28 protein-coding genes are annotated in these 26,230 nt (G+C 37.6%); 18 read left to right on the top strand and 10 right to left on the bottom strand.

What is annotated here, in order from left to right; translation table 11 throughout:
• Positions 1-8: 8 nt before the first annotated feature.
• From XM47_RS09130 to XM47_RS09110, 5 genes are read left to right on the top strand one after another with little or no spacing between them, the layout of a single operon-like run.
• Positions 9-1,109, top strand: coding sequence for a protein-glutamate methylesterase/protein-glutamine glutaminase (locus XM47_RS09130; RefSeq protein ID WP_048691822.1), 1,101 nt, complete (start codon positions 9-11; stop codon positions 1,107-1,109).
• Between the two features lie 11 nt (positions 1,110-1,120).
• Positions 1,121-1,894: a ParA family protein gene (locus XM47_RS09125; protein ID WP_048691820.1), complete on the top strand. Its 774-nt coding sequence runs from the start codon at positions 1,121-1,123 to the stop codon at positions 1,892-1,894.
• On the top strand, positions 1,895-2,761 hold the full coding sequence (locus tag XM47_RS09120) for a chemotaxis protein CheW (protein WP_048691818.1): 867 nt from the start codon (positions 1,895-1,897) through the stop codon (positions 2,759-2,761).
• Positions 2,762-2,781: 20 nt separating this feature from the next.
• Positions 2,782-3,273, top strand: a complete 492-nt coding sequence (locus tag XM47_RS09115) for a chemotaxis protein CheW (protein ID WP_048691816.1) — start codon at positions 2,782-2,784, stop codon at positions 3,271-3,273.
• A gap of 3 nt (positions 3,274-3,276) precedes the next feature.
• Positions 3,277-3,678, top strand: coding sequence for a DUF2802 domain-containing protein (locus XM47_RS09110; RefSeq protein ID WP_048691814.1), 402 nt, complete (start codon positions 3,277-3,279; stop codon positions 3,676-3,678).
• Here XM47_RS09110 and alr read toward each other — a convergent pair.
• From alr to XM47_RS09095, 3 genes are all read right to left on the bottom strand, one after another.
• Positions 3,675-4,760, bottom strand: a complete 1,086-nt coding sequence (gene alr / locus XM47_RS09105) for an alanine racemase (RefSeq protein ID WP_048691813.1) — start codon at positions 4,758-4,760, stop codon at positions 3,675-3,677. The two genes, XM47_RS09110 and alr, sit on opposite strands and share 4 nt — an antisense overlap.
• Positions 4,761-4,770: 10 nt before the next feature.
• Entirely contained in the window at positions 4,771-6,174 is a 1,404-nt protein-coding gene (gene dnaB / locus XM47_RS09100; protein WP_048691811.1) for a replicative DNA helicase, read from the bottom strand.
• Between the two features lie 120 nt (positions 6,175-6,294).
• A complete protein-coding gene (locus tag XM47_RS09095; RefSeq protein WP_048691809.1) occupies positions 6,295-7,266 on the bottom strand; it encodes a class 1 fructose-bisphosphatase in 972 nt (323 codons plus the stop codon).
• 212 nt (positions 7,267-7,478) lie between these two features.
• Between XM47_RS09095 and XM47_RS09090 the strand changes: the two genes are divergently transcribed.
• Positions 7,479-7,676, top strand: coding sequence for a DUF4250 domain-containing protein (locus XM47_RS09090; protein WP_048691808.1), 198 nt, complete (start codon positions 7,479-7,481; stop codon positions 7,674-7,676).
• Between the two features lie 54 nt (positions 7,677-7,730).
• Here XM47_RS09090 and XM47_RS09085 read toward each other — a convergent pair whose 3' ends face one another.
• A complete protein-coding gene (locus tag XM47_RS09085; protein ID WP_078061874.1) occupies positions 7,731-8,081 on the bottom strand; it encodes an ankyrin repeat domain-containing protein in 351 nt (116 codons plus the stop codon).
• A 178-nt stretch (positions 8,082-8,259) separates the two neighbouring features.
• On the opposite strand from XM47_RS09085, the gene XM47_RS09080 reads away from it, so the two are divergent.
• Complete coding sequence (locus XM47_RS09080; protein ID WP_048691805.1) at positions 8,260-8,709, top strand: hypothetical protein; 450 nt, start codon at positions 8,260-8,262, stop codon at positions 8,707-8,709.
• A gap of 14 nt (positions 8,710-8,723) precedes the next feature.
• Here XM47_RS09080 and flgN read toward each other — a convergent pair whose 3' ends face one another.
• From flgN to flgA, 3 genes are all read right to left on the bottom strand, one after another.
• Positions 8,724-9,146, bottom strand: coding sequence for a flagellar export chaperone FlgN (gene flgN / locus XM47_RS09075; RefSeq protein WP_048691803.1), 423 nt, complete (start codon positions 9,144-9,146; stop codon positions 8,724-8,726).
• Positions 9,147-9,149: 3 nt separating this feature from the next.
• A complete protein-coding gene (gene flgM, locus XM47_RS09070; RefSeq protein ID WP_078061873.1) occupies positions 9,150-9,473 on the bottom strand; it encodes a flagellar biosynthesis anti-sigma factor FlgM in 324 nt (107 codons plus the stop codon).
• Between the two features lie 83 nt (positions 9,474-9,556).
• The gene (gene flgA, locus XM47_RS09065) at positions 9,557-10,252 is read right to left on the bottom strand and encodes a flagellar basal body P-ring formation chaperone FlgA (RefSeq protein WP_048691801.1); all 696 of its coding nucleotides are present in this window, start codon (positions 10,250-10,252) and stop codon (positions 9,557-9,559) included.
• Positions 10,253-10,417: 165 nt separating this feature from the next.
• Here flgA and XM47_RS09060 point away from each other — a divergent pair, with 165 nt between their 5' ends.
• The 6 genes from XM47_RS09060 to flgE all read left to right on the top strand — a co-directional run bounded on the left by XM47_RS09060 (position 10,418) and on the right by flgE (position 15,392).
• Positions 10,418-11,341 (top strand): chemotaxis protein CheV, encoded by a 924-nt coding sequence (locus XM47_RS09060; protein ID WP_048691800.1) that lies wholly within the window; start codon positions 10,418-10,420, stop codon positions 11,339-11,341.
• A gap of 10 nt (positions 11,342-11,351) precedes the next feature.
• On the top strand, positions 11,352-12,182 hold the full coding sequence (locus XM47_RS09055) for a CheR family methyltransferase (RefSeq protein WP_048691798.1): 831 nt from the start codon (positions 11,352-11,354) through the stop codon (positions 12,180-12,182).
• Positions 12,183-12,369: 187 nt separating this feature from the next.
• Positions 12,370-12,771: a flagellar basal body rod protein FlgB gene (flgB, locus tag XM47_RS09050; protein ID WP_048691797.1), complete on the top strand. Its 402-nt coding sequence runs from the start codon at positions 12,370-12,372 to the stop codon at positions 12,769-12,771.
• Complete coding sequence (flgC, locus tag XM47_RS09045; protein WP_048691795.1) at positions 12,768-13,193, top strand: flagellar basal body rod protein FlgC; 426 nt, start codon at positions 12,768-12,770, stop codon at positions 13,191-13,193. Before flgB ends, flgC begins: the two co-directional genes overlap by 4 nt.
• A gap of 12 nt (positions 13,194-13,205) precedes the next feature.
• On the top strand, positions 13,206-13,940 hold the full coding sequence (locus XM47_RS09040) for a flagellar hook capping FlgD N-terminal domain-containing protein (protein WP_048691793.1): 735 nt from the start codon (positions 13,206-13,208) through the stop codon (positions 13,938-13,940).
• Between the two features lie 30 nt (positions 13,941-13,970).
• On the top strand, positions 13,971-15,392 hold the full coding sequence (gene flgE, locus XM47_RS09035) for a flagellar hook protein FlgE (protein ID WP_048691791.1): 1,422 nt from the start codon (positions 13,971-13,973) through the stop codon (positions 15,390-15,392).
• A gap of 170 nt (positions 15,393-15,562) precedes the next feature.
• Here flgE and cspD read toward each other — a convergent pair whose 3' ends face one another.
• A complete protein-coding gene (gene cspD / locus XM47_RS09030) occupies positions 15,563-15,778 on the bottom strand; it encodes a cold shock domain-containing protein CspD (RefSeq protein WP_048691790.1) in 216 nt (71 codons plus the stop codon).
• A 225-nt stretch (positions 15,779-16,003) separates the two neighbouring features.
• Between cspD and clpS the strand changes: the two genes are divergently transcribed.
• Positions 16,004-16,321: an ATP-dependent Clp protease adapter ClpS gene (gene clpS / locus XM47_RS09025; protein ID WP_048691788.1), complete on the top strand. Its 318-nt coding sequence runs from the start codon at positions 16,004-16,006 to the stop codon at positions 16,319-16,321.
• A gap of 39 nt (positions 16,322-16,360) precedes the next feature.
• Positions 16,361-18,628: an ATP-dependent Clp protease ATP-binding subunit ClpA gene (clpA, locus tag XM47_RS09020; RefSeq protein ID WP_048691787.1), complete on the top strand. Its 2,268-nt coding sequence runs from the start codon at positions 16,361-16,363 to the stop codon at positions 18,626-18,628.
• 97 nt (positions 18,629-18,725) lie between these two features.
• Here clpA and smpB read toward each other — a convergent pair whose 3' ends face one another.
• Positions 18,726-19,211: an SsrA-binding protein SmpB gene (gene smpB / locus XM47_RS09015; RefSeq protein WP_048691785.1), complete on the bottom strand. Its 486-nt coding sequence runs from the start codon at positions 19,209-19,211 to the stop codon at positions 18,726-18,728.
• A gap of 285 nt (positions 19,212-19,496) precedes the next feature.
• On the opposite strand from smpB, the gene XM47_RS09010 reads away from it, so the two are divergent.
• The 3 genes from XM47_RS09010 to XM47_RS09000 all read left to right on the top strand — a co-directional run bounded on the left by XM47_RS09010 (position 19,497) and on the right by XM47_RS09000 (position 21,928).
• Positions 19,497-19,931: a type II toxin-antitoxin system RatA family toxin gene (locus tag XM47_RS09010; RefSeq protein ID WP_048691783.1), complete on the top strand. Its 435-nt coding sequence runs from the start codon at positions 19,497-19,499 to the stop codon at positions 19,929-19,931.
• Positions 19,928-20,263 carry an RnfH family protein gene (locus tag XM47_RS09005; RefSeq protein WP_048691780.1) on the top strand — a complete coding sequence of 112 codons (336 nt, stop codon included), beginning with the start codon at positions 19,928-19,930 and terminating at the stop codon, positions 20,261-20,263. The genes XM47_RS09010 and XM47_RS09005 overlap by 4 nt, the downstream gene beginning before the upstream one ends.
• Before the next feature lie 99 nt (positions 20,264-20,362).
• Positions 20,363-21,928 (top strand): SulP family inorganic anion transporter, encoded by a 1,566-nt coding sequence (locus XM47_RS09000; RefSeq protein ID WP_048691778.1) that lies wholly within the window; start codon positions 20,363-20,365, stop codon positions 21,926-21,928.
• Positions 21,929-22,056: 128 nt separating this feature from the next.
• On the opposite strand, the gene XM47_RS08995 is transcribed toward XM47_RS09000, so the two are convergent.
• A complete protein-coding gene (locus XM47_RS08995) occupies positions 22,057-26,037 on the bottom strand; it encodes a hybrid sensor histidine kinase/response regulator transcription factor (protein WP_048691776.1) in 3,981 nt (1,326 codons plus the stop codon).
• Positions 26,038-26,230 lie beyond the last annotated feature (193 nt).

The raw sequence follows: 26,230 nt of genomic DNA, 5'->3' as shown, positions 1-26,230 counted from the left end.
AAGTATAAATGCCAATTAATGTTTTAGTGGTTGATGACTCTAGTTTCTTTAGACGTAGAGTTTCTGAAATTATTGAGAAAGATCCTGAGTTAACTGTTATTGGTACAGCGAACGATGGTAAAGACGCGATAGAGAAGGCGGTAAAATTAAAACCTGACGTAATTACTATGGATGTTGAAATGCCAGTTATGGATGGCATTACTTCAGTTAAAGAAATTATGAAGGTGTGTCCAACCCCTATTTTAATGTTTTCCTCACTAACTCATGATGGCGCGAAAGCCACTCTAGATGCACTTGATGCAGGGGCCTTGGACTTTTTACCTAAAAAATTCGAAGATATAGCTCGAAATAGAGAAGATGCAGTTGGTTTGTTATTGTCTCGGATTAAGCAAATCGCTAAGCGGCGTGTATTTAGATCTAGAGCAAGCTTAGCCAGTTCTCCAAGTCTCCGTCCTGCCGCTCGAAAACCATTAGTTGGGACTAAGACAGAACAGAAGCCAAGTGTATCGACCAGTAATTTTAGAGCTAAACGTAAATCTACATTTAAACTATTAGCAATTGGAACCTCTACAGGGGGCCCTGTTGCGCTGCAAAATATATTAACTCAGTTACCTTCTAATTATCCTTACCCGATTATTTTGGTTCAACATATGCCCGCTGCGTTTACGCCTGCGTTTGCATCTAGATTAAATAGCATGTGCCAAATTAAAGTCAAGGAAGCTGAATCTGGGGATGTGCTTATGCCTGGTTGTGCTTATTTAGCACCAGGTGGAAAACAGATGTTAGTCGATGGCTCAAGTTCAACCGCTAAACTATTAATTAAAGAAGATAATTCGGAACGTTTAACTTATAAACCGAGTGTAGATGTTACATTTGCCACAGCAGCAAAAATCTATCGAGATAGTGTATTAGGTATCATATTAACTGGTATGGGGGCTGATGGTCGAGAAGGTTGTCGACTATTAAAAAGCGCTGGCTCAGAGATTTGGGCACAAGATGAAGCGTCTTGTGTCGTATATGGTATGCCACAAGCTGTATTTTCTGCTGGTATCGCGACGGAAAGTATTCCTTTAAATGAAATCGCTAATAAGATTATTTCGGTTAGTTAAAGGGGATTATTTTGAACATATGGGCTGTTGCTAACCAAAAAGGTGGGGTTGGTAAAACAACGACGACTGTGACACTTGGTGGTATCTTGGTTGAGCGTGGTTATAAAGTTTTATTAATTGACACAGATCCACATGCTTCTTTGACCTATTACTTCGGCATTGATTCAGAAGATTTAGATAACAGTGTTTATGATATTTTCATGCAAGGTAAAAACTTAACGAAAGAACAGCTTTTGCAAACACTGTGCCCTACATCTGTGGAGAATATGGATATTTTGCCTGCGACTATGGCTTTGGCAACTTTAGATCGTAAAATGGGGAACCAATCGGGCATGGGACTCGTGTTAAAAAACGCGTTACAGTTGCTAGATGATGAGTATGACTTTGCAATTGTAGATTGCCCTCCTGTGTTAGGCGTTTTAATGGTCAATGCACTAGCCGCTTGTAAAAGAATCTTAGTCCCTGTACAAACCGAATTTTTGGCTTTAAAGGGTTTAGATCGTATGATGAGAACACTGTACTTAATGTCTCGTTCTCAGAAAAGAGATTATAAATATACTATTATTCCGACTATGTTTGATAAACGAACTAGGGCTTCTACGGAGGCACATAAAGAACTGTTGGAAACTTATGATGATAAAGTCTGGTCGAGTGTAGTGCCTGTGGATACCAAATTTCGTGACGCTAGTTTAGACAAATTAGTTCCTTCTGCTTATGCGCCTAAATCGAGAGGTGTTATCGCCTATAATGATTTACTGACATTTTTACTAAAGGTTGATCAATAAATGAGTAAAAATACTTTCGCCAACGAAGAAGTAATGGAAGAGTATTTATTGGCTTTATTGACCGAAGCTGAAGATGTTTTGCCGCCAGCAGCGGAATGCGAAAAAGAGCAAGAAAAAGCACCATCTAATAAAACTAAATTAGAAGTGGACGTAAATGAGCAGCAAGCCCAACCAAAAGCTCAACTTAGCCACAGATCAAATCTCACTAAGCAAGAAAAACCTTATGCAGATGAGACTGTTTTAAAACCAGTCGAAAATTTACTTAGGCAAGTTACACCAGAGCCAGTTGTTGAGCCGAAAAAAGAAGTCATAACAGAAAAAAAAGCGTCTACAATTATTAGAGACGAAACAAGAACGGCTGCTCAACAAGATGGCGTTCAACCGCCTAAGTTGCCAACAACAGAAAAACCTTATCAACAAGGTGATTTTCAGGCTTTGTTTTTTCAAGTTTCTGGATTAACGCTTGCAGTGCCATTAACTGAATTAGGTGGAATACACAATATGACAGAGGTTTCGCCTCTTTTTGGTAAACCTAAGTGGTATATGGGCTTAATGGTTCATAGAGAACAAAAGTTAAATGTGGTTGATAGTGCGTTATGGGTCATGCCCGAAAAGTATGATAAAGATTTAGAGGATTCCCTAAATTATCAATATCTTATTATGTTAGGCGAAAGTAATTGGGGTTTGGCTTGTGAAAGCTTGATTAACACAGTAACTTTAAGCCAAAATGATATTAAATGGCGAGCTAATCAAGGTAAAAGACCTTGGTTAGCTGGTTTAGTAAAAGAAAAAATGTGTGCTTTATTAGATGTGGACAATTTAATTTTTTTATTAGAGCAAGGCCTAGATAGCCAAGATAAAAATTAAACCGATAGAAGGGTGAATATATGAGTACAGCAGAGAGACAAGCCGTGGCTGAAGCTGCAGACAACGAAGTGTTACAATGGGTAACCTTTAACTTAGACTTAGAAACTTATGGTATTAATGTAATGCAAGTGCAAGAAGTATTGCGTTATACCGAAATTGCACCTGTACCAGGCGCGCCTGACTATGTATTAGGTATTATCAACCTACGTGGCAATGTCGTTACAGTTATAGATACACGTTCTCGTTTTGGTTTAGAGTCAGCAGAAGTTACAGATAACTCTAGGATTGTCATCATTGAAGCTGAAAAGCAAGTTATTGGTATTTTGGTTGATAGCGTTGCGGAAGTTGTATATTTAAAATCTTCTGAAATTGATAGCGCACCTAATGTTGGCACTGAAGAAAGCGCTCGCTTTATCCAAGGTGTATCAAACAGAGGCTCGGAGCTGTTAATTCTTGTTGATTTGAATAAGCTTTTGAGCGATGAAGAATGGGATGAATTAAATACTTTTTAATTTATGAGCCAAATTGTTTATATTTCTATCGGTATTGCCATAACAGCCAACTTTATCTTGTTGGCTGTTGTCTTTTTTAATTTAAAAAAGCAGAAGATTAAAAATACTGAGCTAGTAAATCAGCAAGACTTCTTTTCAAGAGAGATTAAAATTCTGAAACACGAAATTTCAGAAGTAAATGCAAGCTCAATTGGAATGGGCAAGATGTTAAAGCAATTGGAGCAAGCAATTCTTCAATTAGATTCTCGCCAAGAAGAGCTAGAGTTACAAGATCCGGAATCAAAGCTGTATAATAGAGCATCTAAAATGGCAGAGAAGGGCGCTTCTATTGAAGACATTATGCATGAATGTGAAATATCATCTGCCGAAGCTCAACTGATAGTTTCTTTACGTAAAACACGCTAATCTGTATTAATGTACTTCCATTCGACCCGAGTTGTTAATTGGCAAAGTAATTCATAAGCGATAGTATCGCACCATGCGGCTACTCTCTCTATTGCTAGTTCATTACCCCATAAAATAACTTCATCGCCAATTTTATCTTGTGAATGTGGACCTAGATCAACTGTTATCATGTCCATAGAAACCCGTCCAACTAAAGGCACCTCACGTCCATTTAACCAGACAGGCGTACCATTTTTAGCATGACGTGGATAACCATCACCATAACCAACGGCAATAACCGCTAGGTTTGTATCCTGTTTTGCTTGCCAAGTGCCACTATAACCAACTTTATCGCCAGTCAAAATTGACTTGATGGAGATAATTTTAGTTTTAAATGTCATTGCTGGGATTAGATTATTCTCACTGCCTGATGAATTTTGCATAGGCGAAACACCATAAAGCATAATCCCAGGGCGTACCCAAGTCGAGTTGTAAAATAAATTTGTGATAACAGCTGCTGAGTTAGAGACAGAGGTCTTGGATAAATTGTGAGCTTTGACGCACCGAGTAAAACGAGCTATTTGAGTATGATTAAACTCATTGTCGATCTCGTCAGCACAAGCTAGATGTGTCATAGCAACAATGTCATCTGAAACATTAGGACATGCTTTTAAACGTGCTAAGAATTCTTCCACCTGATTGATAGAAATCCCTAGTCTTGACATGCCAGTATCAATCTTAAGCCAAACTTTTATTGGAATATCCAAATTTGATTGCTCTAGCTGAGCTAATTGTTGCTCAGTATGGATGACAGTCTGAAAATTATTAACTGATAAGACAGGGATGTCTTCTTCGCTAAAAAAACCTTCTAAAAGCAAAATGCTTTTGCTAATACCTGAAGCTCTTAATTTAAACGCTTCTTCAATCCGAGCTACACCATAAGCATCTGCATCTGATAAAGCTTCAGCGACTTTGATTAGGCCATGGCCATAACCATTCGCTTTACAAACAGCCATGATTTTACTGTCTTTCGCCAATTTTTTGACTTGCAATAAATTGTGTTTAAGCGCGGATAAGCTGACTTCAGCAACGGCGGTTTTCATAAAGTATCGCTTAATAACCTTGGTAGTCAGTTCTTGCTAAATTATCGAAACGTGAGAATTGGCCCTGGAATGCAACGTCTACGTGCCCAATTGGACCATTCCTTTGCTTACCGATAATAATTTCAGCAATGCCTTTACGTTCAGATTCAGGATGATAAACCTCATCTCTATATATAAACATGATCAAATCGGCATCTTGCTCAATCGATCCTGATTCCCTTAAATCTGAATTTACAGGTCGTTTATCAGCTCTTTGTTCTAAGCTTCGATTAAGCTGAGATAAGGCTACCACAGGAACATTGAGCTCTTTTGCTAACGCTTTTAGAGAGCGTGATATCTCTGCTATTTCTAATGTTCTATTCTCAGATAATCCAGGAACCTGCATTAATTGAAGGTAATCTATCATGATTAAACCAATCCCATTAGGATGGTCTCGAGCCACACGGCGTGCTCTAGAGCGTACTTCTGTCGGCGTTAAGCCTGATGAATCATCGATGAAAATATTGTTTTTTTCTGCCAATATCGCCATGGTAGAAGAAATTCTCGCCCAATCTTCATCTTCGAGTTGACCGGTACGAATACGAGTTTGATCCACTCGACTTAGGGATGCCAACATCCTCATCATAATTTGTTCTGAAGGCATCTCTAAACTGAAAACCAGTACAGCTTTGTCAAACGACATGGCGGCATTTTCACATAAATTCATAGCAAATGTGGTTTTACCCATTGAAGGCCTAGCAGCAACAATGATTAAATCTGAGCCTTGTAAACCTGCTGTCATACCATTTAAATCGTTAAAGCCCGTTGTGACTCCGGTTACACCAGAAGCACCATTTTTCATGGCTTCTTCTATGCGCGTAACCGTTGAGGCTAAAATATGTTTTAAATCTTGAGGACCTTCATTGGCGTTGGTTCTTTGTTCAGCGATTTGGAAAACTCGACTTTCAGCTAAGTCGAGTAATTCATTACTTGTGCGCCCTTGTGTATCATAGCCAGCCTCAGCAATTTCATTTGCAACGGCTATCATTTCTCGAATAACAGCCTTTTCACGAACAATATCAGCATAAGCTGTAATGTTAGCTGCACTTGGTGTGTTATCTGCAATTTCTGCTAAGTAAGCAAAGCCACCAATATCATCTAAAAGTTTAGCCTGCTCTAGTGATTCACTTAAGGTAATTAAATCAATTGGTTGATGGTTTTCAACCAATTTAGCCATGTGCTCAAATATATTTTTATTAGCAAAATTATAAAAATCTTTAGCTACAACTCTTTCAGCAACTCTGTCCCATGCTTCATTGTCTAATAACAATCCACCGACAACAGATTGTTCTGCTTCTGCTGAATGTGGTGCCGTTTTTATATCATCTACAGATTGCGCGGGCTTTTTAGCTTGCCAAGTAATATTTTGTGCCATAGAACAAATGTTTGCTTTTGTTTAAAAATCTAATGCCACATTATGCCGTAAATTAATTAGGACATACAGATTAACTCGCATTAAATTACGAGTTAATCTAACACTTGATATAGGGCTATTTTATTGCTTGTAGTAATTCAGGCAGGTTTCAACTTCATTTCTCGAACCCATAATTACTGGGACTCTTTGGTGAATATCATGTGGCAGAATATCTAAAATATCACCAGTTTCCGTACAAGCTTTACCATTTGCATTTTCCACTAACATAGCGAGTGGGTTCGCTTCGTAAAGCAATCTTAATTTGGCAGGTTGATTTGGATCTTTAGTATCTGAGGGATAACAAAAAATACCCCCTCTAGTCAGTATTCTATGCACATCCCCTACCATAGCCGCGTTCCAACGCATATTAAATCGCTTACCTCGTATGCCTTCTTCTCCTTGGATTAGGTCTGCTATATATTGTTTAATTTCGGTGTGCCAAAATCTTTGATTAGCGCCATTGATTGCATATTCTTGAGTTTCGGATGGAATATCTAAAGCCTCAGTCGTTAACAAATAGCCTCCATGAGTGGCATCTAGGGTATAACAGCGGGTTGGGCCCCCTGTAGAAAGTACTAGCATGGTAGCTGGACCATATAGAACATAGCCTGCGCATACTTGATACTTTCCTCTTTGATGAAATTGTTCAGGGCTGTCATTTGGTACATCGTTTCGGGCATTGTAAATAGTGAAGATCGTTCCAATAGAGCCATTGATATCAATGTTGGAAGACCCATCTAAAGGGTCAAAAGCAACTATATAAGGTGCATTCTCAGTCCCTGCTACTATGGTATCTTCCTCCTCGGAAGCTAGAGCTCTAACTTGTTCATTATCTAGTAGCATATCTTTGATGAGCTGGTTAGCAACTACGTCTAGCTTTTTTTGAGTTTCTCCCTGAATATTTTCGTCAAGGGTTGAACCTAAAATGCCTGATAGCGCTCCTTGGTTCACTCGGAAAGCTATCTCTTTACTGGCTGCTAATATTGTCCTTATTAGCATGATCAGCTCTAAGTCAACGCCGTCCTTTCTTAATCTGGGGGTCAGTCTTTGCATGGTGAATTCCTTATAATCAAAGCTTGCTATTGAAACTAATAAAATACTAGCTAATTTTTAGCTGGTTCTAAGTTCATCTTAATAGTGTTTTGTTTAATTTACAAAATATCAAATGCTAAAAATAGTGAGTGAGAAAATGTGATGCAAGTTTGAAAATACAGACTAGAATTTGATCGGTTGCAGTTAGGTTAATTTTTTTATGGGAGACCAAGATGGACTTACATAAAGCAGTTTTTATGGATCCAAATATTTTACTCGGTATTGTGAATGATCAACTTAGGCATGATTGCCATGATCTGCATGTGTTAGCGACAGTTATGGAAGTTGATGAAACGGAAATTGAAGATAAGCTGGCTCAAATAGGCTTTCATTATGAAGAGGGGATAAATCAATTTAGTCCGGATTTGTAGTGAATCAATTAGGGGTTGTAGCTGATGGGTTATAACATCAGCTACAGTGCTCTTTTAATCAAGAGTCGCTCCCTTTGATTTAAGAAAACTAATAACTTCTGTTTGTTTATGCGTTGTTGCTAAACGCAGGGGCGTAGAGCCTTTGGTTGTTTTTGCATTCACATCTGCACCTTGCTCAATTAATAGTTTCGCAACACCTTTTTGTCCCTTAAACGCAGCCCAGTGTAAAGCCGTAGCCCCTTGGCTATTCAAACTATCTACATCAACTCCTTGTTTTAATATTCGTTGTACTTTTTCTATATCGCCTCTAATTGCAGCTTCATGCAATTCAGGTTCGTCCCAAGGTTTTGGTCCACAGCCAAGTAGTGTCACAATGAGTATGCTGAGAATACAATGTCGGATCATTTATTTAGCCTAATTCAGTGCTTTAAATAGTCATAATTTTTAGTTTAGACGATGAATTATGTTTGTTCTCATAACTTTTTGTTGTGTTGATAGTAAAAAATCATCCTAATGAATAATTGATTAAAAAGTGAGCTTTAGTTATAACCTAGTTAAAGCCTGCTATTTGTCGAGGTATTCAATGGCTAAATTATTTTTTTTCTTTATGTTTATATTTACACAAGTCTCGGTCGCGAAAGAAGTCATCATTAACAACCAAGTACTTTCAGATTCTGAGATTGACGCAATTGAGATGCAGCTTGGCTATGATATTCAATCCGGTCGATACTGGTACGATAGCAAGTCAGGGCTCTGGGGTGAGCAAAACCGTGGAGCAAGTGGTGTTATTGCTGCAGAGTTAATATCGACATGTTTACCTGAGGATATTTCATGCTTAGAGGGTGATACATGGTTAAATGGCAGGCGTTTACCAGCAAGTGAATTGAGTTATTATCAAAGGCATTTTAATTTTCCTATAGCGTCAGGAAAATATTGGTTAGATAAAAATGGCAGAGGGGGACAAGCTGACAAGGTGTTATTTTGTTTTAAGTTAAATGAAAATGAAAGAGGGTTTAACTTAAAGTCAGCTTAGCGCTTTTCGAGATACTAAGCTTTGATGCCTTTGCCAAGCGTTTGAGTTTTAGCCTGTCCTTGCTTGTCATAAGTCATTGAATCGGCATTTTTTAAAGATAAAATAGACTGTTTTAGTCTAGTAACATTATTAAGGCTCGTGCGAATGACTCTTTCGTTTATTGCACTTTGAACTTTAATTTCTTTTAGTTGGTGATTAATGGCGTCGACACTAGCTTGAAATGACTCGCTTTGTTTTAGTTCATCTAGGTTTTCTAGTTGAGCGATACTTTGATCTAATGCCTGAATTTTGATTAACAAAGCTTGTTTAGCTTCTGCAGTATCTAAAATTTTATCAGTGTTTCTTTGTTTATAGGCATCTAATTCGGCTTGCAACAAGTCACCTAAACTTGTTAGTTGCTCTGCTTGTTGGTCGAGTAACTCATTTGCTTGGTTCATTGTTTATAAGCCGAAAATTTTGCCTTCGCTAGCAATAATGTTTGCTGCTAATTTTTCAGAATTAACTTTATACTCACCAGATTCAATCGCTTTCTTGATTTTGTCGACTTTCTCTTGATCAAAACCAGAAGCGTTAGAAGCTTTTTTTGTTAAGTTATTTAAGTTTTGCGCAGTCTGCGTCAAAGAAACAGAGTCTTGTCTCGGCGCACTAGTTTGCTGAGCATTCTGCGCACTTTGGTTCGCAGTCTGCTGATTTTGTGCCGTTTTTTGTGCATCTGCGGCTGTATTTCCAACCTGATTGTTCAGATTGTTGATATTAATAGCCATAATTTAACCCTTACCACTTTTTATTACCTCATCTATTATATCGGTAATTTCTTTTATTTCTTTAATTAATTTTGGTACTAATTTTATAAATTAATTTTTATTTCACCTACAGAGCTCACTCTACCGTGAATGATTCGACCTGAGCTTTTATTTTTGACTCTCACAGTTTCGCCAAAACTACCGTCTGTAAGTGCAATACCTGCTGCTTTAACAGATAGACCTGAAGTGTTAGCAATAACGGTAACAACTTCGCCTTCGCAAACAAAGCAGACATTCTTGTTTATTATAGCTTCTCCTGGCCTAATTTGCTTCTTAGTTTTCGCACCAGTAATACCTTTTTTATCGGCTATAAAACCATTCCTTGAGCGATTTTTTTCGATCATAACAATATCCGTATTCGAATTGGTTAGAATGTCTCCTTGATTCAAATACTGGTTTGCGACTAAAACAGGTGTCAATATCTTGATTTGGACTGGTATATATAGGGTCCAAGGAGTGCTGTCTTCGCACTTTACCCTGACCGTCAAGTTTTTAGAGAAGCGATTTAAATTCGGTGTTTCTGCATTTAACTCAGAATCACAAGGTTTTAAATTTAACCTTGTATCTATGGGAGAGGCTTGCGCTGAGATATTTTCATCTGGATGATGGGGGTAAACAGACAGGGCATGTTCTTCAGCTAAGCTCTCAACTGCTTGTTTACTATATTTTGTTGCATTGGCTGCGTTTGATATAGCTAAAAACACAAAAATGCTCAATGTATAGACAATAATGGTTCTCATTGGCTCTCCTAATCAAATAAAATTTCACTTTTTCGAATATGGACTATGCTTATTTTGAAAAAAGCGTTATAAATGAATCTAATAAGCGTCAAAAAATTGATACTTTATGAAATGATACTTAGTTATCGCAATAAGCATGCCTAGAATAAAAGAGTGGAGATAAATATGGCAGGATTACTTGACTCCGTTAACCAAAGAACACAATTGGTTGGTCAAAATAGACTCGAACTACTGTTATTTAAATTGCAGGGGCGCCAACGATTTGGGATAAATGTGTTCAAAGTTAGGGAAGTATTACAGTGCCCAAATTTAACTTCATTGCCTAAGCGCAATAAATTTATTCGAGGGATTGCTCATATCCGCGGCCAAACTATCTCTGTTATTGATTTGAGTATGGCGACAGGCGGTCGTCCAATCGAAGATACTAAAGATTGCTTTATTGTTATTGCTGAGTACAACCGTACAGTCCAAGGCTTTTTGGTTATGTCGGTTGAGCGTATTATTAATATTAATTGGGAATCTATTATGCCGCCGCCGAAAGGGGCAGGCCGATATAGTTACTTAACTGCTGTCACAGAGGTAGATAAAGAGCTTGTCGAAATTTTAGATGTTGAAAAAATCTTACACGAAATCACACCTATTGATGCCGAAGTGAGTAAAGAAGTAATGGAATCCGCTCCAATTGAGAAAGATTACTCTGACAAGTTGATCTTTATTGCGGATGACTCTTCTGTTGCTCGAAATCAAGTCAAAAGGGCACTTCAGGGGTTCGGCATCGAAATGGCTTTAGCTATCAATGGTCGAGACGCTCTAGAGAAGTTAACCGCAATTGCAAATGAAACAGGCAACGTAACGGATAAAGTCGCTTTGTTGATTTCCGATATTGAAATGCCAGAAATGGATGGATACACGCTAACAGCTGAAATTAAAAATAACCCCAAACTCAAAGATCTTAAAGTTATTTTACATACTTCGTTAAGTGGAGTATTTAACCATGCTATGGTTGATAAAGTAGGTGCTGACGGTTTTATTGCTAAATTTAATCCAGACGAACTGGCCGGTGCCGTTCAAAAATGGCTAAACGTATAAGGCTATATTTGTGATAGATAAATCTATTGACGCAAATGACTATAAGAAATTCTGTACTTTTCTTGAGCACCAGTGCGGAATCGTTTTAGGCGACAATAAGCAATACCTAGTAAAGAGTCGTTTGACGCCTTTATTAGCTAAATATAAAGCACAATCACTAGGTGAAATTGTGACTCGAGCCATGAGTGTGACTGAGCGGCAATTACGTGCCGCTGTGGTTGATGCCATGACAACTAATGAAACTTTATGGTTTAGAGATACCTACCCGTTTGATGTTTTAAAGAATGATATTTTTCCGCAATATGATAAACGTATTGCGCCAATTAAAATTTGGTCTGCAGCCTCGTCATCAGGGCAAGAGCCATATTCTATTGCTATGAGCGCCTTAGAATACCAACAAAGAAAAATTTCAGGTGGTAAGGTTCAAATTACAGGGACAGATATTTCGCCTAGTATGTTAGATATGTGTAAGGCTGCTACTTATGACTCTTTAGCGCTTGCGCGCGGCTTATCACAGCAAAGAAAACAACAATTTTTTGAACCAGCTAACGATACCGGGGCAATGCAATTAAAGCCTGAAGTTAAAAAGTTAGTCAGCTTTAGGCAGATGAACTTACTTGATAGCTATTCACTTTTAGGTAAGTTTGACATTATTTTTTGTCGCAACGTCTTGATTTATTTTTCTGCTGAGAACAAAGCTAAAATTCTTAAACAATTTGCTAGTTCTTTAAACCCTGACGGCTACTTGTTTCTTGGTGCTTCTGAATCTATTTCTGGTTTAAGTGACGACTTTGCAATGCAGCGTTGTAACCCAGGTATCGTTTACCGCTTAAAATCTTGATCACACTTGCCGATAATTATAAAACTATCGGCAAAACCTACCAACATTTCATTTTCTACAAAATATTCGTTAAAGTTTTTCGTTCTTAACTATATGAAAAATATAGGTTTAATTTAAATTTAGAACTGATTGATATTTTGGCACTTAATTTGCTCTGATTTAACTAAGTTAGAACGGAGACAAAAAAATGGCGATCTCATTCGATAAAGCATTTGGTATTCATCCCGAAGCACTGAGCTTAAGGCTTAAACGCTCTGAAGTTTTAGCGAGTAATATCGCAAATGCTGATACGCCTGGCTATAAAGCCAAAGATTTTGATTTTCAAGCCGCTTTATCCGGTGCTCGTAAGGAGTATTCCACGTCTTTAACTAGAACGAGTGATAAGCATATGTCTTTTAGCTCAAGTATGAACGATGGACTACAGTACCGAAATCCATTACAGCCTGATACAGGCGATGGAAATACGGTTGAGTTAATGGCGGAACGAAACGAGTTTTTGCAAAACCAGCTGAGATATAACTCTTCTCTACAATTTTTAACCGGCCGCATTAAAGGGCTGAAAAAAGCGATAACAGGACAAGGTCAATGAGTTTATTTAATGTATTTGATATTTCGGGCTCAGCTATGTCTGCCCAATCGGTGCGGTTAAATACAACTGCGAGTAATTTATCCAACGCCAATAGTGTGAGCTCGTCAGTTGATGAAACGTATCGTGCTCGACATCCTGTTTTTGCTGCTGAGATGACGCGTGCACAAGCCAATATGAACAATACTGAAAATGTTGGTGTACAAGTTAAAGGGATAGTTGAAAGTGACAAACCTTTGCAGATTGAATACAGCCCTAATCATCCAATGGCGGATAAAAACGGTTATATCTATAAACCGAATGTTAATGTGATGGAAGAAATGGCGAATATGATTTCAGCTTCTAGAGCATACGAAACGAATATTCAAATTGCTGATTCAGCAAAAAAGATGTTGTCTAGAACATTGCGCTTAGGTCAAGGTTAGTAGGTAGAAGATATGGTTGATTCAGTTAGTAATTCAAATTCGTTAAGTGATTTGTACTGGAAAAAAGAAGAGGTTAACTCAGCACCTGAAGAAAAGGGGGCGTTAACTCAAGATGATTTTTTCTCTTTGCTTACAACACAGATGGCAGCGCAAGATCCGACTAACCCAACAGATAATGATCAAATGATCTCGCAAATGACGAATTTTACCATGGCCGAAGGGATTAGTGATCTTAATGAGAAGTTTACTGAACTATCTTCTCAGTTTGGTTCTATTTTAGGTAGTATTGAGTCAGGTCAAACCTCTAATAAAGCCTTACAGGCCTCGTCTATGGTCGGTCGGACAGTGCTTGTTTCAGCGGAAGAAGCGCCATTATTTTCACTTGATGAAGAAAATAGAGCAATGGCAGGCCAAGTTATGTTTGATGGCAGTATGAACGACATCAAACTTCAAATTAAAGATCAATCCGGAAAGTTAATCCAAACTTTAGATTTAGGTGCCTCGGAAACGGGAACTGCAGGGTTTAACTGGGATGGTCGCAATAGTGATGGCGAGTTGATGGGTCCGAACATGTACCAAATTTCAGCCAGCGCTATAGATGCAAATACAGGTATGCGAACTGATTTAGCTGTGGGAGCTTATTCAACGGTTAATAGTGTTCGATTTGGAAGTGGAAGTGAATTGTCTATGAATTTAGCTGGCCTAGGCAGCTATTCAATGGATGATATTATTGAAGTCGCACCTTAAGCGGCAATTAATTAAAAGAGGTGAAACGCTATGTCATTTAATATTGCGCTTAGTGGTATTTCGGTAGCACAAAAAGATTTAAATACGACGGCAAATAACATTGCTAATACCAATACCACAGGTTTTAAAGGTTCCAGAGCAGAGTTTTCTGATGTTTATGCTCAATCTGTGTTTGGTGGTGGTAAAACGAAAGTTGGTGATGGTGGTTCAACCGCTGTTGTTGCTCAACAATTTTCACAAGGTAGCTTAAAATTTACTAATAACTCGCTTGATTTAGCAGTTACTGGTAATGGTTTTTATGCAACAACACCTGATTTAGAAGCAAGAGATATGACTTTTACTCGAGCAGGTAACTTTAAACTAGACGACGATAACTTTGTTGTGACAAACCAAGGTAGTTTTTTACAGGTTTATCCTGTGAACTCGGATGGTACCTCTCAGGGGGTCTCTTTAAGTACAACAGAGGCATTAAGAATCCCTGATTCAGCGGGTGTGCCAGTTGCAACCACAGAAGTTGAAATGACAATGAATGTTGATTCAACCTCAACAGGCCTTGATCCAACTTTGTTTGATCCTAATGATAATTCTACATACCATGCTTCTTCTTCAATAACAGTGTTTGATTCTTTAGGTGAAAGCCATATACAAACAACTTACTATGTGAAAGATGGTGTTGGTCCAACTTTAACCCCTCCGGTTGATAATCGCTGGTATGTTTTTTCGTCGATTGATGCAGATGCAAATGGTAATCCTATTCCGGTTGATTTGAATGGTTCAACTTCAGCTGGTACTGATGCCACAACTGCAACTCCGGTTACAGCTGCTCCGACTGGCTATCCAGCTGGTGATGGTGACTTTGTAGGCGTTGCGATTCGATTTAATGCACAAGGTGAAATAGCTTCTATCAATGGTAATGAACCAGGAACAGACCCACAACCTTTCATCCAAAGTCAGGGATTAGGTAATGGCGCTGGCGAAGCGGGTGTTTTAACTAATGGTGCGGATGGAAGCCAAAGTATTATTATTGATTTTGATTCACCAACTCAATTTGCTTCGTCGTTTGAAGTAACCGCGTTAGAGCAAGATGGAGCAACAGTGGGTCGGTTAACGGGTGTTACCATTGCGGATGATGGTTTAGTGTCTGCTAACTATTCAAACGGTACAGTTGATTATTTAGGACGAGTCGCATTAGTTCGATTTGCTAATGACCAAGGTCTGCAACAAGTGGGTAATGCGAGCTGGAAAGAAACGATTTCATCTGGTCAACCACTAGCGGGTGAAGCGAATACAGGTACTTTTGGTACTATAGTGTCGAATGCACTAGAACAATCTAATGTTGATATTACTCAAGAGCTGGTGGATTTGATTACAGCGCAAAAATCTTTCCAAGCTAACTCAAGAGCGTTAGATATAAACTCACAGTTACAACAAAATATCTTACAAATTAGATAATTTTAGATTTAATAATTTGGCTGCATAAAGTATGCAGCCATTTTTTAACTCAGCTTGATATTCAAATTGGAATGCAAGTGCTTTAAATCAGCATAACCGCGAATTTCAGACACAAAAAAACCGATGTAAAATCGGTTTTTTTAAATAAACATAAAAGTTTATATAAGAAGTTATTTTACCATCTCTGGTAATTTAATGTTTGTTGCATGCAGCCCTTTAGGACCTTCTTCAAGTTCAAACTCAACTTCTTGGCCCGCTTTTAGTGTGCGATAACCGTCCATACTGATAGTTGAATAATGTGCGAAAACATCATCATCTTCACCATCTGGCACAATAAAACCAAAACCTTTAGCGTTATTGAACCATTTCACTTTACCGATAGCCATACTACTAATTCCTTCTGAATCCTGAACAGGGTCGATTTAATCGATTACGTGAAGCTGTATTTGAGTACCGCTATTGAAAACCTCTAATACAGACTACATATTTAAATGTAGATAAATTATCCGACCAGTCAAGTTAAATTAGCCCAATTAATGAAAAATTAACCAAATTTTTTTTATATAATAAATTGGTTGGGCAATCAGGCATTAGCGAGCTATATTTTAATTATGAGTAACAAACAATTTAATGAAGATCATGACGAACTACTAAATCCGGTTCGTCAGGCGATTAAGCCACCACCGATGTACAAAGTAATACTTAACAATGACGATTATACCCCTATGGATTTTGTGGTGGATGTGTTGTTAAAGTTTTTTAATATGGACGAAGAAAAAGCCACTCAAGTGATGCTAACAATTCACTATGATGGAAAGGGAACTTGTGGAACCTATACGAGTGAGATAGCAGAAACTAAAGTCTCCCAAGTAAATAAATATGCGAAAGATAATCAACACCCTTTGAAGTGCACTATGGAACAAGCGTAATCAAATGGATACTTATTTTGTCAGTTAGTGGAGTACCATATGTTAAATAAAGATCTAGAAATTACTCTAAATGATGCTTTTCGCGATGCTAGAGAGCACCGTCATGAATTTATGACAGTTGAACATTTACTCCTTGCATTACTCAATAACCCCGCTGCATTAGACGCGTTACAAGCCTGCAGTGCGCCCGTTGATAAACTAAAGTTAGAGCTAGTTAATTTTATAGACGAAACAACACCTGTGATTCCTGAAAGTGACAACGAGCGAGAAACTCAGCCTACATTAGGCTTTCAGCGCGTATTACAAAGAGCGGTTTTTCATGTTCAATCTTCAGGTAAAACAGAAGTAACGGGTGCAAATGTTTTGGTTGCTATATTTAGTGAGCAAGAATCCCAAGCTGTTTACCTTTTGAAAAAGTCAGATATTACTCGCTTAGATGTGGTTAATTTTATTTCGCATGGAATTAAAAAAATTGAAAGCGAGGACATAAACAGTCAAGTCGATACTGAAGAAGTGTCTGAAGCGCAAGGTGAATCTACTAGTGTTTTACAGTCATTTTGTACCGACTTAAACAAAGAAGCAGAGCTAGGTAAAATTGACCCTTTGATCGGCAGAGACTCTGAATTAGAACGAACCGTGCAAGTGCTTTGTCGCCGTCGTAAAAATAATCCTTTATTAGTCGGTGAAGCTGGAGTCGGTAAAACCGCGATTGCGGAAGGCTTAGCATATCGTATCGTCAATAAAGAAGTCCCAGAAGTGATTGAAAATGCAACTATTTATTCACTGGATATGGGGTCATTACTTGCAGGTACTAAATACCGAGGCGATTTTGAAAAGCGTTTTAAAGGTCTTTTAAAAGAACTGGAAAAAGATGAAGCCGCCATTTTATTTATTGATGAAATTCATACCATAATTGGAGCGGGTGCTGCATCCGGTGGTGTTATGGATGCGTCTAACTTACTTAAGCCATTGTTGTCTGGTGGTAAAGTTAAATGTATGGGCTCGACAACCTATCAAGAATTCCAAGGAATTTTTGAAAAAGATAGAGCGCTCGTTAGACGTTTTCAAAAAATTGATGTGGTCGAACCGTCAGTTGATGACACAACAAAAATATTAATGGGCTTAAAGTCTAGATATGAAGAGCACCATGGCATTCGATACACAAATAAAGCTATTAGAGCGGCAGCTGAGTTATCGAAAAAATACATTAATGAAAGGCAGTTACCAGATAAAGCCATAGATATTATCGATGAAGCAGGGGCAAGCCAAAGGTTACTAGCAGCAAGTAAGCGCAAAAAAACGATTGGGGTGTCGGATATAGAGCAAATTATTTCTAAAATTGCGCGTATCCCAGAAAAGTCGGTCTCTTCTTCAGACAAAGATGTATTGAAGAATTTAGAACGTAATTTAAAAATGGTTGTGTTTGGTCAAAATCCAGCGATTGAGACATTATCATCGGCGATTAGGCTATCCCGTTCTGGTTTAGGTGATGAATCCAAACCAATAGGTAGCTTCTTATTTGCTGGCCCGACAGGGGTTGGTAAAACAGAAATTACTCAACAGCTGGCTAAAGCACTAGGTGTAGAGTTGATCCGAATTGATATGTCAGAATATATGGAACGACATACTGTATCTCGATTAATTGGCGCACCACCTGGATATGTTGGTTATGACCAAGGTGGTTTGTTAACCGATCAAGTAATTAAACATCCGCATTCAGTTGTTTTACTGGATGAGATTGAAAAAGCACATCCAGATGTATTTAATGTCTTGTTGCAAGTTATGGATCACGGTACTTTAACAGATAATAACGGTCGAAAAGCTGATTTTAGAAATGTTGTGCTTGTGATGACAACCAATGCGGGTGTGCAAGAAACAACTCGTAAATCAATTGGTTTTCAACAACAAGATCATGATTCAGATGCTATGGTTGAAATTAATCGCACGTTTACGCCAGAGTTTAGAAATAGACTGGATAGTACAATTTGGTTCAATCATTTATCACCTGAAATTATTGTTCAAGTCGTTGATAAGTTTATTGCAGAGCTTGAATCTCAACTGGACAAAAAAGGAGTGGTACTTAACTTACAAAGTGATGCTCGAGAGTGGTTGGCTGAAAAAGGCTACGACAAAGCGATGGGCGCAAGACCTATGGCCAGAGTGATACAAGAACATTTGAAAAAGCCATTAGCGAACGAACTATTATTTGGTGTTTTGGCTAAAGGTGGTTCTGTTACGATAACGGTTAATGGCGATGCACTTGATTTTGAGTACGAAGATTGCCATGTGGAAGCTGCTGAAAGTTAGTTTCAACTGGCACTGAATGTTTGAATTGAAAAAAGAGGCCTAGGCCTCTTTTTTGATTTTATCTTGGAGAGACAAGATATCTACACTGACAAAATAATTAGCGGGCGTTGTGCTTCATCATGCGCTCTTTCTGACGAGCCCAATCTTTATCTTTAATATCTTCACGCTTGTCATGGCTTTTCTTACCACGACCTAGTTTGATTTCTAGCTTAACCCAGCAGCGTTTCCAATACATGGCGGTAGCAACAATAGTGTAGCCATTTCTTTCTTGCGCACCGATAAGTGCGTCAATTTCTCTACGTTTCATGAGTAGTTTGCGATAACGTTTAGGGTCAGCAACTACGTGAGTTGACGCAGTATGCAAAGGTTGAATTTGACAGCCTAATAAGAATGCTTCGCCATCTTTAATAAAAACGTAGGTATCAGAAATATTAACTTTACCTGCGCGGATACTTTTAACTTCCCAGCCCTGTAACTCTAAACCTGCTTCATATTTGTCTTCCAAGGCATATTCGTGCCTTGCTTTTTTATTTAAAGCAATAGTGTTGCTAGTATTGGTTTTTTTCTTTTTTGCATTTGCCATAAATGTTTATTTTCTCGATGAAACAAGCGATTATCTATAGGGCGAGTCTAATCTTGGTATTTGCTTTTGAGCAAGCATTTACTACGACATCAGGGTATATTTGGTGAACAATATGACCATGTCGCGCATTTAGCCCTCTGGTATAAGCCAGATATTATACCTAAACGATAGCAACAGGCTAGCGGTTTCATCAGTAACAAATTTCGATGAAATTTTTATTATCAAAAATGCGGCTGAGATCAATTTATGGTAGAATCCGCGCTCGTTAATTTTCAGGAGTTCAGAATGCCAGCTATACACAGACATGCTTTGGTTATGCATAGTGCGAAAAATATGTATGATTTGGTTAATGATGTGTCTGCTTATTCGAAGTTCCTGCCGGATTGCCAAGATGTAAAAGTAATCGAAAAGACGGATATTGAACAAAAAGCTTCCTTGTTAGTTGGTAAGGGTGGCATTACTAAATGGTTTACGACACACAATAAAATGTGTGATGGGAAATCAATTGAGATAAATTTAGTCGATGGTCCTTTCAAAAAATTAACAGGCACTTGGCAATTCCAAGAAATTGATGAAGATGCTTGTAAAGTCATTTTAGATTTAGAGTTTGAATTTTCATCTAAATTGATTGCTATGGCATTTGGTTCTGTTTTTAGTCATATGGCGAATAATATGGTTAAAGCTTTTGTTGATAGAGCAAGTAAGGTTTATACAGCATGAGTGATGAATTACTTAAAGTTGAAGTTGCATTCGCATTACCAACTAAGCAAAGCATAATGACAGTTCATGTTTCTGAAGGGACAAGTATTGAAGCTTGCATTAAAGCTTCAGGCATTTTAGAAGAATATCCTGAGATAGACCTAGCAAACAATAAAGTTGGAATTTGGAGTCGAACTAAAAAGCTTTCAGATACAATTAAACTAGGCGACAGAATAGAAATTTATCGACCTTTAATTGCTGATCCAAAAGAGATCAGAAGGCTCAGAGCTGAAAAAGCAAAAGAGGAAGGCCGAGCAAATAAAATTACCGGTGCGAAAAAAGTCACCAAGTAAAGGTTTTAATAGCATCAAACTATAATTGTCATTTTAGTTTGATGCTTTTCATTTACGCTCATTTTGAGCGACTCACTTAAATAACTTATAGAGACTCTAATGTTTAATTTGATTAATACAAATCAATCAAACGTTAAAAACGATGTATTGTCTGGGATTACTGTAGCATTAGCTTTAGTACCTGAGGCGGTTGCGTTTGCGTTTGTTGCTGGTGTTGAACCTATGATAGGTTTATATGCTGCGTTTATGATGGGCTTACTAACTTCAATTTTTGGTGGTCGTCCAGGCATGATTTCAGGTGCGACAGGTGCGACAGCTGTTGTTATGGTTGCACTCGTTGCTGTACATGGCGTGCAATATTTATTTGCCGCGGTTGTACTCGCTGGATTACTACAAATAATGGCCGGTGTGTTTAAGTTAGGTAAATTTATTCGTATGGTTCCGCACCCAGTTATGCTGGGATTTGTCAATGGTTTAGCGATTGTTATATTCCTAGCCCAGCTAGGTCAATTCAAAATACTGGATTCAGTAGGCGAGTGGACTTGGCTGCAAGGCGAGGGCATGTATCTTATGTTGGGGTTAGTCGCCTTAACGATGGCGATTGTGCATTTCTTACCTAAATTAACGACAGCAGTTCCTTCTGGTTTAGTTGCGATTGTCGTGGTGACTGGCATAGTGATTGGCTTAGATTTAGATACTCGTAATGTTATTGATTTTGTTCGCGATATGTTACCACCAGAAGAAGCAGCTAACGCTTCATTAAATGGTGAACTACCGAGTTTCTCAATTCCTATGGTTCCTTTTACGCTTGAAACCTTAATTATCATATTCCCAACTGCGCTTGTTATTGCCGCAATTGGTTTGATTGAGTCGTTACTGACTTTAACTTTAATTGATGAAATTACCGGTACTCGCGGAAAAAGTAACCGTGAATGTATTGGTCAAGGTATAGCAAATACTACCAATGGTTTCTTTGGTGGTATGGGTGGTTGTGCCATGATAGGCCAATCTATGATCAATATTAATTCAGGTGGTCGTGGTCGATTATCTGGTATTACAGCAGCATTAGTATTATTAGGCTTTATCTTGTTTGCTGCAGGCTTAATTGAAATGATCCCGCTTGCTGCATTAGTTGGCATAATGTTTATGGTTGTTTTAGGCACATTTGAATGGTCATCATTACGTATTATTCGTAAAATTCCAGTAACAGATGCGTTTATTATCATTCTTGTATCAGGCATTACGGTTGTTTATGATTTAGCGATTGCGGTTGTCATTGGTGTGATTGTTTCGGCACTTGTGTTTGCTTGGAAACATGCAAAACACATTCAAGCTAAAACATATTTAAATGAAGACGGTCATAAAGTTTATGAAATTCAAGGGCCAGTATTCTTTGCGTCAGTTGCTAACTTTAAAGAGTTATTTGATATTGAAAATGATCCTGAAGAAGTGATTGTTGAGTTTCAACGTTCACGTGTAAGTGATCATTCTGGCATAGAAGCGATTGATGGTTTGGCTGAAAAGTACAAACAAGTCGGTAAAAAATTACATTTACGTCATTTAAGCCCTGAATGTGTTTCTTTATTGAAACAAGCTGGCGATGCTTGTGAAGTTAATATATTAGAAGATCCTGAATATCATGTTGCGAGCGATAAACTAGGTTAGTTTATTGAGCCATGTTTAATGAATGTGCTAGCTAAGTTAGCACATTCATTTACTCCAATCATTTACTCCAATCAGTTACTTTACTCCCTGATAAACTTCAGCGATACCTATCTTTCCAGTTAATCATTTTAATTGCTTTGTTGTAATTTGGTTCGGTATTCTGCTGGGGTGCATAAAAATCGCTTTTTGAATGCTCGGTAAAATGGACTTAGTTCAGCATAGCCAATTTTTTCTGCTATGTTGTTGATGACGCAGCCTTGTTCAAGTAGCATTTCCACAGCACAATCTAATCGATAATTCTTAATATATTCGGCAGGAGAGTGGTTCGTTAAGGCTTTAAATTTACGATAAAAAGCACTCCGGCTCATGCCTATTTTTGACGCTAATACTTCAGCATTAAACTGTGAATCTGTGTAATGCTCGGCCACTATATCTTTAAAATTTTGGATAAACTGCGCATCTGCGCTCGATAATTTTTCAGTTGTCAGTAGAGAGTTGTTTTCTGCTTGTTCATTTAGCTCGGCAGGGATGTATTTAGACCGAATAAGCTGTTTTTCAATATAAGTTGCGACCCTTTTACTCGCTTCTAAATGATTTTTAATTTTAGATTTTAATAAAGGCGTCGAAATTGGTTTATTGATGTAATCAATAGCGCCTGCTTGTAGTCCCATCGCTTCAGAGCTTTGTGAGGTTAAAGAAGTTTGTAAAATAATAGGGATATGGCTAGTGGCTGAGTGATTTTTAATTTTTTGGCACATACTAATACCATCCATTCCACCTGGCATCATGACGTCTGAAATTATGATGTCGGGGATTTTTTCTATTGCTAGCTTTAAACCTTCTTCACCGCTACAGGCTAAAATTATTTTAAAGTCATCTTCTAGTTCAGATAAGTAGTAATCGCCTAATTCAGAGTTGTCATCTATTAATAAAATGAGTTTCTCATGTTGGTCGTTTAAATCAGAAATTTTGCTTGTTGCTGGTATTATGTCTGTTTGGTTATTTTGCTCTTTTTCTTGTACTTTCAGCTTGGTCAAGTGCGGTAATTTTAGAATAAACCTTGTGCCTGAAATTTCTTCTCTATCAACAAAGTAAGGGCTTTCTGCCGTAATACTAGCATTTTGCAGATCAACTAATTCTTTAACTAAAGCTAAGCCAACACCAAAGCTAGATAAGTTAGACTCCAGTTTATTATTGCCGCTGTAGAAAGGGTCGAATATTTGCACTAGATCATCTTGAGCTATTCCAATACCTTGATCATCAATGATGACTACAATGCCTGAGCTCGGCTCTTGAGTATTAACACTAATATTAACCTGAGTATTATTTGCGGAATATTTAAGTGCATTTAAAACTAAATTATCCAAAATTTTACGCATGGCGTCAGGATCAAACTTACACAAATAACTTCCATTGTCACATTTTAAATTGATACTTTGCTCACGTGATTCAGCTAAATTAGCGAAATCAGCAACGACCATTTTAATGAACTGGTTAAAATCTTTGGTGCTTGGATGCAGAATAACTGCTCCGGTTTGTAATTTTCTATAATCCAGCAATTGGTCCACTAATTCATTTAGCCTACGTGCATTCCTTAAAGCCATCTCGATTGGTTGTTTAACTTTGTTATTCCGATTTACGCTGTTCGATATTTTTTCAAGCGGCCCAATAATTAATGTGAGTGGAGTTCTTAATTCATGCGAAATATTGGTTAAAAACCTGAGCCTGGCTCTGTCGAGTTTAGCTACATGCTTGATTCTTTGTATTAATAAGCTAATCAGTAAGCCGGCTATTATGATGGGCACTAAGATGAGTAGGGCAATAAACCAGTTCGTTTCCCAAAATGGTATTTTAATAACAAAATTAAGCTTAGCCGGGCTTGTATCTAAATTGCCGTGACTATCACGTGATCTAACTTGAAGTTGGTATTCACCTGGCTGTAATCGCGGAAAATAATTGGCTTTGTTTAATGTATAACTAGACCAAGCTTCGTCATTCAGTTTATAGGAGTATTGTAATTCGTTGACTGGGGTTTCTGACCACTTATCGACACCAGTCCATTCAACATAAATTGATTTATGATATTCATCTGTTTGCTCTACAATCTTGGCAATGGTATCAGGCGCATCTAAGTTTGGACTATAACGAATACTAAATGTGTCATGATTGCTTGTATATTTTACAATGTGCGAGTAAATCCAGTCTTGATGAAAATTTCCTATCCAGATTGCACCGTCTTTTGCCTGTTTAAAAACGCTTTTACTAGCATCACCAGTAGATAATGGAAAACTGAGTTTCTGCCAATCTCGGCCGTTGTACTTTTCAATTCCTTTATCACTTAGTGCTAAGATATCTTGGTTGGTTAATTGTAAGAGGTTGGATATATTATTACTGGATAAGCCATTTGCCTTGCTCATGTGTTGCCACTGATTTTGACTGTATCTTAAAATCCCTGCTCCCCAAGCAGCAGACCAAATTTCACCATTTTTTGTTACCATAGTGTCATCTATCCAGCCTGATTTTAAACTGATCGGAGTGGGTAAATTTTGATGGCCGCTTGTGGTGTACTTTCTAAGTCGGTGACCACTTAATAATAAGTCATTGTTTGGTAATTCAGATATTGTGGAGACTTTTGGGTAGTCAATTGCCAACAAATTTAGCTCATATTGTTTGCTGTTATTGTTGGGGCTAAATTTAGCTAGATAGGCTGCTAAAGGTTTTTCTAAAAAACTATCATCATTGCCAAAATAAATGGCACCGTCACTTGCTTCAAAAGGAGACTGATAATTGATGCTTTTACCTAATTTAGGAATTTGGATTAGTTGCCAAGATATACCATCATACCTATTGACTGCTGCTACTTTATTATTTGAACCTGCAAGCCATATCTCATCTTTTGAGCTACAAAGCGCAGAGACGGGCTTATCCATTAGGCCGTCTGCTTGGGTGAACTGAGTCCACAGGTTTCTATATTTAGAAAATTTTACTAAGTGCCTTTGCTGATTAAGAAAGTATTGGTTACCTTTTTTATCTTCACATTGGTAAATTAGGTTTGGATATATACTATTTTTTGCACTACGGGTGTTAAAACGTTTAAGTGATGACTTAGGCTCTAATAACCATAAGCTGCCATCTGCTTGTTCGAGTAACTTGTTTGACTGGAGTGATAATTTTAGTTGGTGTTTCGCTTGCTCTTGGAACTGCCAACTCAAATTGTTTATTTTACTGTAGAGTATGTGATCAGCTGCAGTAATTAAGTAATAACCATCTTGAGTCTCTATTACACTGTGGTTAATGTTTGCACCTCTAATATTAGGTAATTTTATTTTTTTCCATACTTCTTGTTCATGGTCTAGGTACATAGGGGGATAATGGTTGTTGCTTGATATCAACCAGATATCTCCATTTTTCATTTGTTTGATTGATGCGCTGAAAGGTAGATTATTTCTATTTTTGTCAGCTAATAATTTTGGCCAAGTGTTAACTTTAGATAGAAGACCGTTGGTCATTTCGTATTTTGATACATCGCCTTCATCTCCTTCAATTAGCCAAATATAACCAAGCTGATCAACAGTCATGTTTTTTATTAATTTGTTTATTGGCTGACTTTTTGTCACTAGTTTATTTTTCATTTGAACAACAAAATTTTCAGCCGCAAAGTAAATTGACTTATCCGGGGCTTCACTCGCATCTGTCAGTATATGAGTATAAGCAGAAGGGAAAAGGCTTAGATTTTCTGCGATCTTAGTCCATCTATTATTCTCCAGCATAAAAATGTCTTTAAAACCAACTGCGTAGATCTTTCCTTCTGAAGTGGCTTTAATGAGTTTAAAGTTATGACTAGTTAGGCCTTGGTGTGGATTGTAGTGAGTTACTTTTAAGCCATCGTATTTAACTATACCGCTTGAGGTCGCTAGCCAAATGTTACCTAATGTATCTATGTCGAAATTATGTAGCGTCCTATTAGGTATATTTTCAATCGAAGTCCATTCAATTTCGCTTTGCAATGGCGCTAATGGTTCAAATTTGTAGCTAGTTTCTGCCTGTAAGCTAGTTATAAAAGCTGAGATAACTAAAAAATATGTGTTTATTTTATTTTTACTTAACATTTAAATGGACTCTAAATTCATTTAACAATAGGTAGGAAATAGCCGAATTTTATAAACACTTATTGGTACGATTTTTTATCGAACTTGCTAATCTTAAAGTTTAATTTAAAAGTCATACATATCTCGCACTTATAATTAATTACTAACACTTTGTTATAATATCTAACACCTTTCACTCACATTTACATATCTT

The organism is Catenovulum maritimum (genome assembly GCF_001050375.1).
Taxonomy (GTDB): Bacteria; Pseudomonadota; Gammaproteobacteria; order Enterobacterales; family Alteromonadaceae; genus Catenovulum; species Catenovulum maritimum.
Note: the sequence above shows the minus strand (reverse complement) of the source record. Positions and strands in the feature narration are given on the sequence as shown.